General features: G+C 67.6%; 15 protein-coding genes and 1 pseudogene. 3 read left to right on the top strand and 13 right to left on the bottom strand.

From position 1 onward, the window contains the following. Positions 1-40 precede the first annotated feature (40 nt). Positions 41-514 carry an Lrp/AsnC family transcriptional regulator gene (locus tag RBB34_RS04385; RefSeq protein ID WP_306117970.1) on the top strand — a complete coding sequence of 158 codons (474 nt, stop codon included), beginning with the start codon at positions 41-43 and terminating at the stop codon, positions 512-514. 10 nt (positions 515-524) lie between these two features. On the opposite strand, the pseudogene RBB34_RS04380 reads toward RBB34_RS04385, so the two are convergent. The 12 genes and pseudogenes from RBB34_RS04380 to moaA form a co-directional block, all read right to left on the bottom strand. After that, positions 525-1,445, bottom strand: a pseudogene (locus tag RBB34_RS04380) (NAD(P)-dependent oxidoreductase); the annotation flags it as partial. 57 nt (positions 1,446-1,502) lie between these two features. Next, positions 1,503-2,129: a cytochrome b/b6 domain-containing protein gene (locus RBB34_RS04375; protein ID WP_306117969.1), complete on the bottom strand. Its 627-nt coding sequence runs from the start codon at positions 2,127-2,129 to the stop codon at positions 1,503-1,505. Further along, on the bottom strand, positions 2,126-3,400 hold the full coding sequence (gene glp / locus RBB34_RS04370; protein WP_306117968.1) for a gephyrin-like molybdotransferase Glp: 1,275 nt from the start codon (positions 3,398-3,400) through the stop codon (positions 2,126-2,128). The genes RBB34_RS04375 and glp overlap by 4 nt, the downstream gene beginning before the upstream one ends. 8 nt (positions 3,401-3,408) lie before the next feature. Continuing rightward, positions 3,409-3,948: a molybdopterin-guanine dinucleotide biosynthesis protein B gene (gene mobB / locus RBB34_RS04365; RefSeq protein ID WP_306117967.1), complete on the bottom strand. Its 540-nt coding sequence runs from the start codon at positions 3,946-3,948 to the stop codon at positions 3,409-3,411. Next, entirely contained in the window at positions 3,945-4,583 is a 639-nt protein-coding gene (gene mobA, locus RBB34_RS04360; RefSeq protein ID WP_306117966.1) for a molybdenum cofactor guanylyltransferase MobA, read from the bottom strand. Before mobA ends, mobB begins: the two co-directional genes overlap by 4 nt. Further along, entirely contained in the window at positions 4,576-5,478 is a 903-nt protein-coding gene (gene fdhD / locus RBB34_RS04355) for a formate dehydrogenase accessory sulfurtransferase FdhD (RefSeq protein ID WP_306117965.1), read from the bottom strand. The genes mobA and fdhD overlap by 8 nt, the downstream gene beginning before the upstream one ends. A 61-nt stretch (positions 5,479-5,539) precedes the next feature. Then, entirely contained in the window at positions 5,540-6,748 is a 1,209-nt protein-coding gene (locus RBB34_RS04350) for a multidrug effflux MFS transporter (RefSeq protein ID WP_306117964.1), read from the bottom strand. 353 nt (positions 6,749-7,101) lie between these two features. After that, the gene (locus tag RBB34_RS04345) at positions 7,102-7,257 is read right to left on the bottom strand and encodes a hypothetical protein (RefSeq protein ID WP_306117963.1); all 156 of its coding nucleotides are present in this window, start codon (positions 7,255-7,257) and stop codon (positions 7,102-7,104) included. A gap of 120 nt (positions 7,258-7,377) precedes the next feature. Further along, positions 7,378-8,274: a DMT family transporter gene (locus RBB34_RS04340; RefSeq protein ID WP_306117962.1), complete on the bottom strand. Its 897-nt coding sequence runs from the start codon at positions 8,272-8,274 to the stop codon at positions 7,378-7,380. A gap of 3 nt (positions 8,275-8,277) precedes the next feature. After that, on the bottom strand, positions 8,278-9,201 hold the full coding sequence (locus RBB34_RS04335; RefSeq protein ID WP_306117961.1) for a DMT family transporter: 924 nt from the start codon (positions 9,199-9,201) through the stop codon (positions 8,278-8,280). 122 nt (positions 9,202-9,323) lie between these two features. After that, positions 9,324-10,427: an FAD-dependent oxidoreductase gene (locus RBB34_RS04330; RefSeq protein ID WP_306117960.1), complete on the bottom strand. Its 1,104-nt coding sequence runs from the start codon at positions 10,425-10,427 to the stop codon at positions 9,324-9,326. 1 nt (position 10,428) lies between these two features. Continuing rightward, positions 10,429-11,445: a GTP 3',8-cyclase MoaA gene (gene moaA, locus RBB34_RS04325; protein WP_306117959.1), complete on the bottom strand. Its 1,017-nt coding sequence runs from the start codon at positions 11,443-11,445 to the stop codon at positions 10,429-10,431. A gap of 59 nt (positions 11,446-11,504) precedes the next feature. On the opposite strand from moaA, the gene RBB34_RS04320 reads away from it, so the two are divergent. Beyond that, a complete protein-coding gene (locus RBB34_RS04320; protein WP_306117958.1) occupies positions 11,505-11,858 on the top strand; it encodes a DUF971 domain-containing protein in 354 nt (117 codons plus the stop codon). A 9-nt stretch (positions 11,859-11,867) separates the two neighbouring features. Here RBB34_RS04320 and RBB34_RS04315 read toward each other — a convergent pair whose 3' ends face one another. Further along, positions 11,868-13,472 (bottom strand): fumarate hydratase, encoded by a 1,605-nt coding sequence (locus RBB34_RS04315; RefSeq protein ID WP_306117957.1) that lies wholly within the window; start codon positions 13,470-13,472, stop codon positions 11,868-11,870. A 221-nt stretch (positions 13,473-13,693) separates the two neighbouring features. Between RBB34_RS04315 and RBB34_RS04310 the strand changes: the two genes are divergently transcribed. Further along, positions 13,694-15,046 (top strand): pilus assembly protein, encoded by a 1,353-nt coding sequence (locus tag RBB34_RS04310; RefSeq protein WP_306117956.1) that lies wholly within the window; start codon positions 13,694-13,696, stop codon positions 15,044-15,046. Positions 15,047-15,110: the final 64 nt, after the last annotated feature.

Here is a 15,110-nt window from a genome sequence, read left to right as displayed (position 1 = left end):
TGCGGGTAAAGGCTCGCAACGATGGAAAGAATTTCCACTCATGGACCGTCTCGACCGCAAGATCCTGCGTCTCCTGCAGGAGGACTCGACCATCGCCGTCGCCGACATCGCCAAGCGCGTGGGCTTGTCGACGACGCCCTGCTGGCGCCGTATCCAGAAGCTGGAAGAGGAGGGCGTCATCCGCAGGCGCGTCGCGCTGCTCGACCCTGAAAAGGTCAATGTGCGCGTGACGGTGTTCGTCGCCATCCGCACCAACATGCATTCGACCGAATGGCTCAAGCGTTTTTCCGAGGTCATCGCCGAATTCCCCGAAGTGGTCGAGTTCTACCGCATGAGCGGCGATGTCGACTATCTGCTGCGCGTCGTCGTGCCCGACATCCCGGCCTATGATGCCTTCTACAAGCGGCTGATCGGCAAGATCGAGATTCGCGACGTGTCCTCGACCTTCGCCATGGAGCAGATCAAGTTCACCACCGAAATGCCGCTCGACTATCTCGAACTCGACCGGAAATAGGCCGCCGCGCCTAACGTTTTCCGGCGATCGCCTCGAGCCGCGCCAGCAGCGACGAGGTGTCCCAGCGATTGCCGCCCATGTTCTGGATGTCCTTGTAGAACTGGTCGACCAGCGCGGTCACCGGCAGGGCGGCCCCGTTGGCGTCGGCCTCGCCGAGCACGATGGCGAGATCCTTTCTCATCCAGTCCACGGCGAAGCCGTGATCGTACTGGCCGGCATTCATCGTCTTGTGGCGGTTGTCCATCTGCCACGAGCCGGCGGCGCCCTTGGAAATCACCTCGACCACGGCCTCGACGTCGAGCCCGGCGCGCCGGGCGAAATGAAGACCCTCGGACAGCCCCTGCACGAGCCCGGCGATGCAGATCTGGTTGACCATCTTGGTCAGCTGCCCAGCCCCGGCCGGGCCCATCAATCCGACCATCTTCGCATAGCTGTTGATGATCGGCCGGGCGCGCGCGAAGACCTCCGCCTCGCCGCCGCACATGACCGTCAGCGCGCCATTGACGGCGCCCGCCTCGCCGCCCGAGACGGGCGCGTCGATGAAGCCGAAGCCGGCCTGGCGCGCCGCCGCGTCCAATTCGCGTGCAAGCGCGGCCGAGGCGGTGGTGTTGTCGATGAACACCGATCCCGCCTTCATCGCCGAAAAGGCGCCGTTCGGGCCGATCGTCACCTGCCGGACATCGTCGTCATTGCCCACGCAGGCAAAGACGAAATCGGCATTGCGTGCCGCCTCGGCCGGTGTCGGCGCATGCGCGCCGCCATGCTCGCCCACCCATGCCTGGGCCCTTTCCGCCGTGCGGTTGTAGACCGTGACCTCGTGGCCGCGGCGATGGGCCAGGTGCGCCGCCATGTGATAGCCCATCACGCCAAGGCCGATGAATGCCGCTTTCGCCATGTGTCGAGATCTCCACTTGTTTGCTCGTGCTGCGCGCCATCGATAGTGTTTCGGACGCGATCCGCAAGGGACGGCCCGGGCCGAACCGTACCGTCAGCGCCCCCGGTCGACGGGCGTGCCGATGCGCGCGATCACCGAGCGCAGGCCGCGCAGGCTGTAGCTGAGCGCAACGAGCAGATGGGCGATCAGCGCGAGGAACGCCGTCGCGGCCGCCGCAAGGTGCACCCAGCCCAGAAGGGCGGCAAGGGCACGATCGCCGGACCAGGGCAGGGCGGGAAGCGCCGCGCCGAACAGCGTGTAGGGCACGCCCCGCGCGGCCGGCAGCGCCAGACCGGTCATGGCCAGGACCGGTACCGCGATCAGCAGTGCGATCATTGTCAGCCGCGCCAGCAGCGATGCAAGGGCCGGCTCGTCCGCCGGCCTTGGAAAGCCGCGCAGCAGCCGGCGGATCGCATGCAGCACCAGCAATGGGGCGACGATCATGCCCAGCCGGACATGGGTCTCGATCGCCTCGATGCCCACCAGGAATGTCAGCACGATCATCGCCAGCGCGGCGAGCCAGTGAAGGGCGACCGAAATGCGGTTGTAGCCGCCATGGCGGTCGGCGCGGAGCGGGCGCTCATGGGCGCTGTGCGGCGGTCCGCTGACCAGCGTGTCCGAGCGCGCCTTGTGCCGCGCGCCCGGTTCGGCCGCCGCGCCCTCGAGCGCCTGCCCGCTCATGGACACAGGCCCATTTCGGCAAAGGGCACGAAGCGCACCGGATCGCCGCGCCCGACATGCGCGACGTCCTCGTCCAGTTCGATCAGGCCCTGCGCCGCCTGCAGTCCCGAGATCAGTCCCGACCCGTCGCGCGAGAACTTGTGCGCGCTCAGCGCCCCGGTCTGCGGATCGATGGCCGTCCAGGCGCGCAGGAATTCGCGCCGGCCGGTCTTCTTCCTGCCGATCTCGAAGGCGGCGGGCAGGTCGTAGCCGGTCGGCGGGCGCACATCGGCGCCGCAAAGATGGCCGATCATGGGCTGCACATAGACGGCAAAGCAGACCAGCGCCGCAACCGGATTGCCGGGCAGGCCGACGAGCACCGTGTCGCCGATCCGGCCGAACAGCATCGGTCGGCCGGGCTTGATGGCGATCTGCCACAGATGGCAGGTGCCCAATTCGCCGAGGACATCATGCATGTGATCCGCCTCGCCGCGCGAGGCGCCGCCCGAGGTGATGATCAGATCGTGGCCGCGCGCCGCCTCGGCGAGCGTGCGCCGCAGCAACGCCGGGTCGTCGCGCAACAAGCCCAGATCGCTCACCACGGCGCGCGGCGAGGCGGCCAGCGACAGCAGCATGGGCCGGTTGGCATCGTGCACCTGCGCCGGTCCAAGGCCGCCAGCGTCCGGTTCGACGATTTCGTCGCCGGTCGACAGCACGCCGATGCGCAGACGGCTCCGCACGGCGATCGTGCTGTGCCCGGTGGCGGCGAGGGCGGCCAGATCCTGCGGGCGCAGCACGTCGCCGCGCGCGACGATACGGTCGCCGGTGCCGAAATCCTCCCCGGCCAGTCGACGATTGGCCCCGGGCTTCAGCCCCTGCGGGATGACGATGCGGTCGGGCTCGCGGGGATGGACGGCGCAATCCTCCTGCATGGCGACCGTGTCAGCGCCCTGCGGCATGGGTGCGCCGGTGAAGATGCGCATGCATCGCCCCGGCGCGAGCCTGCCCGGCCGGTCGCCGGCCGCGACGCGGCCGGCAAGTTGCAGCGTGCCGCCCGCGGCCAGATGCGCGCCATTGGCAAAGGCAAAGCCGTCGACGGCGGCATTGTCGCTTTGCGGCACGGCAATCGGCGAGACGATGTCTTCGGCCGCCACCCGCCCCCGGGCGTCCATGACGGCGATGGACCGTTCGCCCGTGACAGGCTCGAGCCGCGCGGCCAGAAGCGCCAGGACATCGCCGTGGCGCATGCGCCGGCTGTCGGGGGCGAAGCAGTCGTCGACAAGCGTGCCCATCGCCGCCGTCACCTCGCCGGCCGGCGATAGGCCTCGAGCCCGCAGGACACGACGACCCTGTCGGCGATCGTGCCGATCGAATCGCGCTGGAACGCGGGCAGGCGATGGCTGTCGGACGGCACCGAGTCGTAGGCCAGCGCGATCACCGTGGGATCGCTCTCGTGCAGCGCCGGCGTGTGCACCTCGGCCGCAAGGCGCATTTCCAGCTTGGGATGGTGCGCTTCCTTGAAACCCTCGACGAGCACAAGATCGCAGTGCGACAGGCGCGCCACGATGTCATCGAGCGGCGGCTCGGGCTCGCCGGGATGGTTTTCGTGCATCAGCGCCCATCGCTCGGGCGCAACGATCGCCACCTCATAGGCGCCGGCCTGTCGATGGGTATGGCTGTCGGTGCCCGGCTGATCGATCTCGAAGCCCGACTGGGCGCGCTTGATGGTGGAGATGGTCAGGCCGCGCCGGCTCAGCTCGCGGGTCAGCCTGGCGGTCATGGTGGTCTTGCCGGTGTTCTTCCAACCGACAATGCCGAAACACGGCGGGTGGTCGGTCATGGTCGTGCCTCCTCGCGAAACCGGGCCTTTGCATGTGCCAGCTCCGCTGGCGTGTTGATGTTGAAGAACGGGTCGCCGCCTTCGGTTCCGAATTCGACCGGGCGAAGCCGGTGGCGTTCGACCCAGACCATCACCTTGTAGCTTTCCGTCGAGGCCAGGAAAGCGCGCAGATCGTCGGCAAGGCCGACGGGCCACAGCGCAAAGACCGGATGCCGCTGGCCGTGCGAATGGGCCATGGCGATCGTGTCGGGCGTCGCGCTCGCCGCTGCGAGCCGGGCGACCAGATCCAGCGGCAGAAACGGCGTGTCCGTCGCCGCCGTTGCGACATGGGTCAGGCCGGGCCCGCGCGCCCGCGCAAAGTCCATGGCCGCGAGGACGCCCGCCAGCGGCCCCGCATGGCCCGGTATCGTATCGGCGAAGACCGGCAGACCGGTCATCGCAAAGCGCTGCGGGTCGCCATTGGCGTTGATCGCAATCAGGCCCACCTGCGGCGCCAGCCGGTCGATCACATGCCCGATCAGCGGCTTGCCGGCGAGCGGCATCAGCGCCTTGTCCTGACCGTTCATGCGCCGCGACAGGCCGCCGGCCAGGACGACGCCGACGATCTGTTCGCCATGCGGGCTCGCCTCAGTCATCGTCCCTTGCGCCCTTGCGGCGATGGGCGGGGCTTTCCTCGTCCACACCGGAGAAATCGAAATCGCGGACGATGCGGTGTTGCCCCGACACGACGGTGAAGCGCTTGCCGCGCGCTCTGCCGATCAGCGTGAGCCCGGCCTGCCGGGCCAGTTCGACGCCCCAGGCGGTGAAGCCCGACCGCGATACCAGGATCGGAATGCCCATCATCACCGTCTTGATGACCATCTCCGAGGTCAGCCGCCCGGTTGTATAGAAGATCTTGTCGCCGCCGTGCACGCCATTGAGGCGCATCCAGCCGGCGACCTTGTCGGCCGCATTGTGCCGGCCGACATCCTCGAAATACACAAGCGGCCTGTCGCGCGCGCACAGCACGCAGCCATGGATCGCCCCGGCGGCGAGATAAAGACTCGGCGTCATGTTGATCGCCTTTGTCAGCGCGTGCAGCCAGGAGGTGCGCAGGCCCGGGCCGGCCGGCAACTGAGCGGCATCGAAGCTGTCCATGACGTCGCCGAAAACCGTGCCCTGCGCGCAGCCGGAGGTGCGCACCTTCTTGCGCAGCACCGTCTCGTAATCGGTCTGGCGCGCCGTGCGTACCACGACCACCTCCACATCCTCGTCATGGTCGATCGCGGTGATCGTGTCTTCGGGACGCAGCATGTTCTGGTTGGCCAGATAGCCGACGGCGAGAAGGTCGGGGTGATCGCCGATCGTCATCATTGTGACGATCTCCTGGCCGTTGAGGTAGAGCGTCAGCGGCCGTTCTGTGACGACGCGCGCGACGACCGGTCTGCCATCCTGGTCGTGGCCTTCGACCTCGACCGAAAGGCCCGGCGCGTCCGGGTCGGGCTCGATGATGTAGCCCGTCGCGCCGGTTGCTGCCGTCCTGGTGTTCATCGGGCGACTATGCCCAAGCCGGCCGCCGCAGACAACGGCGAAATGGCCCACATGCCCGCGGTCAGACCTCGATGGGCCGAGGCGAACGGATGGCCAACAGCGTGCCGACGAGCCCGCCAAGCGAAACGATGCACAAGAAGATGGCAAGGCCGATCGCCGAACTGCCATCGCCGGCCGCCAGCGCGCCGATCACCGAGCCGATGGCGCCAAGCCCGATCTGCAGCGCGCCCAGAAGGCCCGAGGCCGCACCCGCCGCCTCGGGCTTGAGGCTGATCACGGCGGCGACCGAGTTGGGCAGCACCATGCCATTGCCGATGCCCAGCAGGATCAGCGGCACGAACAGGGAGGCCGGGTGGTCGAGACCGGCCGCAAACAGGATCAGGACGATCACCGGTCCCGACAAGGTGGTGGCGGCGCCATCGCGCATCATCGTTTCGATGCCCCGGCGCTGCGAATACCGTCCGGACAGGAAATTGCCGATCGCATAGCCGAAGGCGCACAAGGCGAACCAGAGCCCGTACTGGAACGGACTGAGGCCCAGCGCGCCGGTGGCGACCGCCGGCCCTCCGCCCAGAAAACCGAAGAACACCATCGCCGTCAGCCCGGCGCTCATCGTGTACAGCCAGAAGGCCGACATGCCCGCAAGGCCGCGCCAGGCGCGCATCTGGTCGCGCACGCTCTGGCCGCGGCTGGCATTGGTTTCGGGCAGCATCAGCCAGTTCGCAGCCAGCGTGACCGCCCCGCAGGCCGCCAGCAGCACGAACACAGCGCGCCAGCCGGCAAGCTGGTCGATCAGCCCGCCGATGGCCGGGCCGACCATCGGTGCGACCGCCATGGCCATGACTACATAGCCGATCATCGAGGCAGACTTGTCGCGCGGGTAGACGTCACGCACGATGGTGCGCGACAGCATCAACCCGATCGCGCTCGTCGTCTGCACGATCCGGCCGGCCAGAAACATGTCGGCATTGGGCGCCACGGCGCACATCACCGAACCGATAACGAAGATGACCAGGCTTGCAAGCGCGACCGGTCGGCGGCCGAGTCGGTCCGAGATCGGTCCCGTGACCAGCTGCATGATCGCCATGAAGACCAGATAGAGCGACAGCCCGAGCTGGATCTTGGCGTAGGGCGCCTGAAGATCGGCCGCGATCGACGGCACGGACGGAACGAACAGGTTGATGGCCAGAGGGCTTATCGCCGCCATCATCACCAGCACGGCCAAGGGCGGCCTGGCGACGCCTGAGCGGGGCAGGATCGCTTGAGACATAGGGCATCCGAATTGATGGGTGCCCTCGTGTAGCCCGGATTCCGGAAAGAGGAAAGGCCGGAACCCGGCCGGGAAGGGCAAGCGTCCCGCGCACCGCTCCGGGCGCGCCAGGCCTGACGGCCGGCAGGGTCCGGTTTGCCGGTCGCGTTCGTGACCGCCGGGATCGGCGGTGTGCGGCGCGGCCGGTGCTGTGCCCGGCCGCGCGGTTGTCGAATGTGTCCGGCGAGCGCGGGGTCACCGTACCGGCGCCGACCCGATGGCGCGCCGCGGCCGCGAAACCGGTTCCCGCTTTCCCTCAAATCGCTGCAGGCGGGATGAAGGGGTCCGACGGCCGCCGCCGGTGATGACGATCGTCACGCCCCGTTTGGGCGCCGGTGCCGCGCGCGCCAGGTGAACACCGACCGGATCACCGCGTTCATCACGCGCCGGCGCTCGCGGCGCGCCTCGCACCGCACCCGCTCATAGTCGATCGGCTCCTGTTGCGGCCATGGTCGGGATCTGCACGTCATGTTTCATCGCTCCGCGTTCGGCTCTCTTGCGTCGGTGCAAGGGGCAGGCGGACGGTAGGATTGCCTTGCGCATCAATCAAACGAATAGAACGCAAGCGAGCGATCAGCAAAAATGAACGATCAGGCGGTCTCGATGCGGCCCTTCCGCACCCGTTCCCGGTAGAGCGCGTAAACGCCCGTGGCGATGACGAGGGCCGAGCCGGCCAGCACCGGCAGGTCGGGGCGTTCGGCGAAGACGAAGAATCCCACCAGCAGTGCGAACAGCAGCCGCGAATAGCGGAACGGGGCGATGACCGAAAGATCGCCGATCCGGATGGCGTGGGTGAGGATGTAATAGGCAAACACGCCGATAACGACCGCAGCGCACAGATAGGCGATCGCCGCCCCTTCGACCGGCCGCCAGCCGCCATCGAGCATCATCAGGACGAGGGCCGGCGGGATCAGCGCCCAATAGGCATAGGCCGACACCTGCGCCGAGGTGATCGCGGCGGGCAGGGCGCGCGTTGCCAGGTCGCGCGCGGCGAGCCCGGCGACCCCGATCACGGCGAACAGCGCATTGGCATCGAATCCCGCAAACCCGGGCCGGATGATCAGCATCACGCCGGCGAAGCCGACGATGATCGCGGTCCAGCGCCGCCAGCCGACCGGTTCGCGCAGGAAGATCGCCGCGCCCATGGTCACCGCCAGCGGCGTCGCCTGAAGGATCGCCGAGGCGACCGAGATGGGCACCAGCGCCAGCGCCGTCACGAAGCCGATCGTGCCGACGATCTCGCCCAGATTGCGCACCATGACCGCGCGGTCGAGCAGGTCGCGGGTCAAGAGCTTGGTGCCGCTGCGCCAGGCCATCAGCGAGAACGCTGCGGCGCCGAAGACCGCCAGCACCAGCATGATCTGGCCGACGCCGAGCGTCGCCGTGGTCAGCTTGATCAGCATGTCCTCGACTGCGAACATGGCCATGGACAGCACCATCAGGCCGATCGCGCGCATGTTGTTCTGCTCGATGACGGTGGCGGACATCGCTCACGTGCCCCGCGCCGACGGTGCCGATTCGGCCGAGTGTGTCGCCGCGCGCAGCCGCGCCTGCGTCACGCGCTCGCGGTGCAAGGTGTAGATGCCCGTGGCGACGACGATCGCCGAGCCAATGAGCATGAGCGCGTCGGGAAAGTCGCCGAAGACGACGATGCCGACAATGATCGCCCACAACAGGCTCGTATAGCGGAACGGGGCGACAAAGCCGATCTCGCCGACGCGCATCGCCATCACCACGAAGTGGTAGCCGATGAACAGGAAGCCGGCCGCCGCGGCGAGCGTGAGCCAGATGGCCGGCGTCATCGGCCGCCAGCCGCCAGAGACCGGGATCAGCGCAAGGCCGATCACCGCGACAGCCGCCGCCGTGATCAGCGAGATGGTCAAGGAGGGTATTCCTGCCGGCGCCATTCGCGTCGCAAGATCGCGCAGGGCGGCGAAGAACACAGCGCCAAGGGCGAACAGCGCGAACGCGTTGAAACCCTCGAACCCGGGCCGCACGATCAGCATCACGCCGGCAAAGCCGACCGCGATGGCGCTGAAGCGCCGCCAGCCGACGGGCTCGCCCAGGAACAGCGCCGCGCCCAGCGCGACCACCAGCGGCAGCGCCTGCAGCACGGCGGTCGCATTGGCCAGGGGCATGTGAAACAGCGCGTTCAGGAACAGGATCGTGGCGACCACCTCTCCGAACGTGCGCAGCGCGACCGGCCAGCACAGCGCGTCGCGCGCCCGTCCGGGCGCCCGGCGCAGCCACACGAACGCCGCCAGGAAAGCGACGATGATCGCGCCGCGCACGAACATGATCTGCCCGATGCCCAGCGCGCCGCCGAGCGTCTTGACCAGCGCGTCGTTGACGACCAGACCGGCCATGGACAGCGCCATGAAGGCACTGGCGCGAAGATTTGCCGACAGTTGCATCGGAACCTGCAAGATGGGGGCGCCGTCGGCCCCGCCGAACCGGGAATGCAGGCACCCGAGCGCCCGATCCCGGTCACGGCGCTATCACGGCCCGGTCCGGTCGGACAAGGCCGGTCCGGGCCTCAGCGGTCCACTCGCTCGCGCGCTTCCAGCCAGGCGCGCAGGCCCTCCTCGTCGCCATCGGGCAGGTGGCGCGCCACGCGACGCCCGATTGCCGCGCCGAACTTGTAGCCATGGCCCGAACACGCCGAGACGACCCACAGCCGGTCGCGCCGGTGCATCAGGAAACGCTGGTCGGCGGTGAAGGTGTAGGCGCAGGTGACGGTCTTTTCGTGCCGGTATTCGTCCAGCCGGGTGAGCGGCGGGGCGAACCATTTGCGGATGGCGTCGGCCTCGCCCGGGGCGGGCGTGCGGTCCGCATCGGGCGGGGCAGGGCGCTTGTGGTTGCCGGTGCCGAGCTTCAGGCCCGACCCGCCGATCGGCGCGATGGCGTAGCCATCCGAATCGGCGCCCGCGTCCAGCATGACCGGCGCGCCGACCCAGGCGGGCGCCAGGTCCGGCGGCGGCGTGAAGTAGGCGACCGCCGTGCGGTAGGTCGTCAGCCGGCCGGCAAGCGCGGGCACGAGATCGAGCACCCAGGCGCCGACGGTGACGATGACAAGGTCGAAATCGCGCGCGCCTTCGGTCGTCGTGACCGTCCCGGCGGGATCGACGGCGGTGACCCTGGTGTCGTCATGCACGGCCGCGCCATGGTTGCGGAGCCATTTCACAAGCCCGGCGGCGATCTTCCGGCACAGCAGGGCGCCGCCCTCCGGGCTGAACCCCGCATAGCGGAAGGTGCCCGCCTCCAGAAAGGGGAAGCGCGCCGCCGCCTCGTCCGCACACATCAATTCGAGCGGATAGCCGCCGGCGCGCAGACCGTCGCGATATTGCTCGGCCTCGTCGCCCGGCCGCTGGCTGACGATCAGGAAGCCGTTTTCGACCAGGTGCTTTTCGCCCAGATCGGCCCACAGCTCGTCCCAGGCCTCATAGGCCTCGTCGATGCGCCGTGCATAGCCGGACAGGCCGCCATAGGCGCGGCGGATGATGCGATGCTCGTCGCCCGAGGCCGAAAGGGGGTTGGGGATCGGGCCCTTCTCGTAGAGCGCAACGTCATGGCCGCGCTTGGTCAGCGCCCAGGCGGACGAAAGGCCGGCAATGCCGCCGCCGACGATGGCGGTCTTCATGTCAGCCGCCCGTCACGCTCATGTGACGGCCGACCGCCGGGGCCTGCGTGGTCCGGTCGATGACGAAGTCGTGACCCTTGGGCTTGCGGGCGATCGCCTGGTCGATGGCCGTCGCGACGCGCTCATCGCCTTCGGATTCGCGCAAGGGCGCGCGCAGGTCGGCGGCGTCTTCCTGGCCAAGGCACATGTAGAGCGTGCCGGTGCAGGTCAGCCGGACGCGGTTGCAGCTTTCGCAGAAATTGTGGGTCAGCGGCGTGATGAAGCCGAGCCGGCCGCCGGTCTCGGCAACGCGCACATAGCGCGCCGGTCCGCCGGTCTTGTAGGGAATGTCCTCGAGCGTATAGCGCTCGGCGAGCTTCGCGCGGACCTCGGTGAGCGGCAGGTAGCGGTCGGTGCGATCCTCGTCGATCTCGCCCATGGGCATGGTCTCGATCAGGGTGAAATCGTGCCCTTCGCCATGCGCCCATGTCATCATGGGTTCGATCTCGGCATCGTTGAAATCCTTGAGCGCGACCGCGTTGATCTTGATCTGAATGCCGGCGCGCCGAGCCGCCGCGATGCCGCCGAGCACGCGCGAGAGATCGCCCCAGCGCGTGATCGCCTTGAACTTGTCGGCATCGAGCGTGTCGAGCGAGACATTCACCCGCCGCACGCCGCAATCGGCCAGCTCATCGGCGAACCGGGCAAGCTGGGAGCCGTTCGTCGTCAGGGTGAGTTCGTCGAGCGCGCCCGAAGCCAGGTGACGTGAGAGCTGGCGCACCAGATGCATGATGTTCTTGCGCACCAGCGGCTCGCCGCCGGTCAGGCGAAGCTTGCGCACGCCCTTTTCGACGAAGACCGTGCACAGCCGGTCCAGTTCCTCGAGCGTCAGAAGGTCACGCCTGGGCAGGAAAGTCATGTCTTCGGACATGCAGTAGACGCAGCGGAAATCGCACCGGTCGGTGACCGATACGCGCAGATAGGAAATGGTGCGACCGAACGGGTCGATCATGGCCGGTGCATTGTCTTGGTCCGTCATCGGGTTACGGTCCATCGGTTTTCCTTGACGGTCAAGACCCGACGCGTCACATCGGGGCCATGACCGACCGCTGGCCGACCGAATTGCGAATCGCCGCTGACCGGCGCCTTCTGACGATCACTTTCGACGACGGCAGCCGCCACGAACTGCCGGCCGAGATGCTGCGCGTGATGTCGCCTTCGGCCGAGGTGCAGGGCCACAGCCCCGAACAGCGCAAGACCGTCGGCGGCAAGAAGGACGTGCGGATCATGCAGGTCGAGCCGGTCGGCAATTACGCGGTGCGCATCGTCTTCGACGACATGCATTCGACCGGCATCTTCACCTGGACCTATCTGGACGAACTGGGCCGCGACACGGAGGCCCGCTGGGCCGCCTATCTGGCCGAGCTCGACGAAAAGGGGCTGAGCCGGTAACCGGCCGGGTCAACCCAGCTTCAACTCCTTGAAGAAATCGTTGCCCTTGTCGTCGATGACGATGAAGGCGGGGAAGTCCTCGACCTCGATCCTCCAGATCGCCTCCATGCCCAGTTCGGGATATTCGACGACTTCGACCTTCCTGATGCAATCCTGCGCCAGGCGCGCGGCCGGTCCGCCGATCGAGCCCAGATAGAAGCCGCCATGGCGCGCGCAGGCCTCGCGCACCTGCCGTGAGCGGTTGCCCTTGGCAAGCATCACCATCGAGCCGCCGAAGGACTGGAACTGGTCGACATAGGCGTCCATGCGGCCGGCCGTGGTCGGCCCGAACGAGCCCGAGGCGAACCCTTCGGGGGTCTTGGCCGGGCCGGCGTAATAGATCGGGTGATCCTTGAAATGGTCGGGCATCGGCTCGCCGTTTTCGAGCCGCTCGCGGATCTTGGCGTGCGCGATGTCGCGCGCGACGATGATCGGGCCGGTCAGCGAAAGTCGGGTCTTGACGGGGTGTCGGCTCAGCTCGGTCAGGATCGCGGCCATGGGCTGGTTGAGGTCGATCCGCACCACCTCGCCGCCGAGCGCGGCCTCGTCGACGTCGGGCATGTACTGGGCCGGATTGGTCTCCAGCCGCTCGAGGAAGACGCCGTCGCGGCTGATGCGGCCGAGCGCCTGCCGGTCGGCCGAGCAGGACACGCCAAGGCCGATCGGCAGCGAGGCGCCGTGCCGGGGCAGGCGGATGACGCGCACGTCGTGGCAGAAATACTTGCCGCCGAATTGCGCGCCGACGCCCATCTGCTGCGTCAGCTTGTGGATTTCGGTTTCCATGGCGAGATCGCGGAAGGCGTGCGCGTCTTCGGAGCCTTCCGTCGGCAGGCCATCGAGATAGCGCGTCGAGGCGAGCTTGACGGTCTTCAGGTTCATCTCGGCGCTGGTGCCGCCGATCACGATCGCCAGGTGATAGGGCGGGCAGGCGGCGGTGCCGAGCGTCAGGATCTTCTCGCGCAGGAATTCGATCATCCGGTCGTGGGTGAGAAGCGACGGCGTGCCCTGATACAGGAACGTCTTGTTGGCCGACCCGCCGCCCTTGGCGACGAACAGGAACTCGTAGGCGTCTTCGCCCTCCTCGTAGATGTCGATCTGGGCGGGCAGGTTGTTGCGCGTGTTCTTCTCCTCGAACATCGACAGCGGGGCGAGCTGCGAATAGCGCAGGTTCTTCTTCTCATAGGCATCGCGCACGCCCTGGCCGAGCGCCGCCTCGTCGCCGCCGTCGGTCCAGACGCGACGGCCCTTCTTGGCCATGACGATCGCCGTGCCCGTGTCCTGGCACATGGGCAGCACGCCGCCCGCGGCGATGTTGGCGTTCTTGAGAAGATCGTAGGCGACGAAGCGGTCATTGTCGGTCGCCTCGGGGTCTTCGAGAATGGCCGCGAGCTGCTTCAGGTGGCCCGGGCGGAGCAGATGGTTGATGTCGGCGAAGGCCGCTTCCGACAGGAGCCGCAGCGCCTCGGGCTCGACCACCAGCATGTCTTCGCCGCGAAAACTGTCGATGCCGACATGATCGGCCGTCAGCCGGCGGAAGGTCGTTTCGGACTTTGACAGCGGGAACAGCGCGCTCATCGCTCGGGCCTCCGGTATGGTTTTGCGCCTGTTCTAGCCGCTGCGCGACAAATCGCAATCAGTGCTTTGGTGCATCGCAGCATGCTGCAACGCAGGGGCGAGGGCGAGGCAGCCGCACGAATAGATTGTCATTGATCGATTCTGCCCGCTGGGATTGACGATCGCGAAAGAAGTTTGTGGTCCGATGGGGCAATCACGAACCTTAACGGGAACGGACGACGATGATGCAAATGTTGCGGCGTTTCGCCCGATCGCGATCGGGCAATTTCGGCATGATGTTCGTCATGGCGTCCTTTCCGCTCATCGGCAGCGTCGCCATGGCCATCGAATACGCCAATATCAGCCGCACCCAGGTCCGCCTGCAGGCGTCGGTCGACGCGGCGGTCCTGTTCGCCGGCCGCTATCACGAGGTCAACGAGGTCGAGCCCTCGCGCGACGACGTCAAGCGCTTTGTCGATGCCAATTTCGAGGGCGCGGTCGAGGATGTGCGGATCGAGATCGTCGACGACGAGATCGCGGTGACCGCCCTTGCGCGCACCGACGCGCTGTTCTTCGGCTCGCTTGCGCCGGGCGTCTTCGTCAACCAGGCCGACGCCACCGTGCCGATCAACCGCGGCACCGATCTGGAACTGGTTCTGGTGCTGGACAACACCTACTCGATGTCGGCCGACAACAAGATGGTCGACCTCAAGCGCATCGCCACCGACTTCGTGACGAAGATCGAGGACGAGGCGGGCGACAACGATGTGCGGGTCGGCCTGGTGCCGTTCACCAATCACGTCAATGTCGGCATGGCCAATCGCAATGCCTCTTGGATCACCGTGCCCGACGACGAGGAATACACCGAGAACCGCTGCCGCTGGAAGCGCAAGTTCGAATACTCCAACTGCCGCATGCAGACGCGCTACAATGACGGCGTGCCCTATCGGCGCAAGGTGTGCGACCGCAAGGAGATCAGCCGGCAATGGCAGTGCCGCGACGTGACCGTGCGAAAGCGTTGGCGGGGCTGCGTCGGCTCGCGCCCCTCGCCCCACACGCTCAAGGACCAGCGCCCCGACGTGCCCTTCGAAGGCCTGCTCAATGTCTGGTGCGGCGAGCCGATCAAGCCGCTGACGGGCAATTTCGGCCAGCTTCGCGCCGCGATCGGCGCCATGTATCCGACCCAGGACACCTATATGGCGCCCGGCGTGATGTGGGGCCTGCGCCTTCTGACGCCCGAGGAGCCGTTCACCGATGCCAGGCCGGCATCGACCGACCGCCGCAAGGTGATGGTGCTGATGACCGACGGCGACAACCAGCGCTCGGCCAACCTGCCCTGGAACCCGGGCAATTGGGGCACCGACCTGGCTCAGGCCGACAACTGGACCAAGCAAGCCTGCGCCGAGGCCAAGGCGAATGGCGTGACCGTCTTCTCGATCGCTTTCGGCAAGACGGTTTCGGCCGCCGGCGTCGATGTCATGCGCGAATGCGCGACCGACAAGAACGGTTTCTACCAGTCACGCGATGCCGGAGCGCTGGAGGATGCCTTCGAGGATATCGGCCGCCGCATCTCGGCGCTGCGCCTGACGAGCTGACACTGGCCGCACGGCACCGGCCCGCTCCGGCGGGCCGGCCACCGAGCCGTGCATCCGCCACCCC

The sequence above is a fragment of the Roseitalea sp. MMSF_3546 genome (genome assembly GCF_030732865.1).
Classification (GTDB): Bacteria; Pseudomonadota; Alphaproteobacteria; order Rhizobiales; family Rhizobiaceae; genus Roseitalea.
This window is presented reverse-complemented; position numbering and strand designations above follow the sequence as displayed.

Coding starts and splice junctions, on each gene's coding strand:
- RBB34_RS04320 (WP_306117958.1), top strand. CDS start 11,505: ATGACCGACCGCTGGCCGACCGAATTGCGAATCGCCGCTGACCGGCGC.
- RBB34_RS04340 (WP_306117962.1), bottom strand. CDS start 8,274: ATGTCCGCCACCGTCATCGAGCAGAACAACATGCGCGCGATCGGCCTG.
- RBB34_RS04315 (WP_306117957.1), bottom strand. CDS start 13,472: ATGAGCGCGCTGTTCCCGCTGTCAAAGTCCGAAACGACCTTCCGCCGG.
- RBB34_RS04345 (WP_306117963.1), bottom strand. CDS start 7,257: ATGACGTGCAGATCCCGACCATGGCCGCAACAGGAGCCGATCGACTAT.
- mobA (WP_306117966.1), bottom strand. CDS start 4,583: ATGACTGAGGCGAGCCCGCATGGCGAACAGATCGTCGGCGTCGTCCTG.
- RBB34_RS04350 (WP_306117964.1), bottom strand. CDS start 6,748: ATGTCTCAAGCGATCCTGCCCCGCTCAGGCGTCGCCAGGCCGCCCTTG.
- RBB34_RS04385 (WP_306117970.1), top strand. CDS start 41: ATGGACCGTCTCGACCGCAAGATCCTGCGTCTCCTGCAGGAGGACTCG.
- RBB34_RS04335 (WP_306117961.1), bottom strand. CDS start 9,201: ATGCAACTGTCGGCAAATCTTCGCGCCAGTGCCTTCATGGCGCTGTCC.
- glp (WP_306117968.1), bottom strand. CDS start 3,400: ATGGGCACGCTTGTCGACGACTGCTTCGCCCCCGACAGCCGGCGCATG.
- moaA (WP_306117959.1), bottom strand. CDS start 11,445: ATGACGGACCAAGACAATGCACCGGCCATGATCGACCCGTTCGGTCGC.
- RBB34_RS04375 (WP_306117969.1), bottom strand. CDS start 2,129: ATGAGCGGGCAGGCGCTCGAGGGCGCGGCGGCCGAACCGGGCGCGCGG.
- fdhD (WP_306117965.1), bottom strand. CDS start 5,478: ATGAACACCAGGACGGCAGCAACCGGCGCGACGGGCTACATCATCGAG.
- mobB (WP_306117967.1), bottom strand. CDS start 3,948: ATGACCGACCACCCGCCGTGTTTCGGCATTGTCGGTTGGAAGAACACC.
- RBB34_RS04330 (WP_306117960.1), bottom strand. CDS start 10,427: ATGAAGACCGCCATCGTCGGCGGCGGCATTGCCGGCCTTTCGTCCGCC.
- RBB34_RS04310 (WP_306117956.1), top strand. CDS start 13,694: ATGATGCAAATGTTGCGGCGTTTCGCCCGATCGCGATCGGGCAATTTC.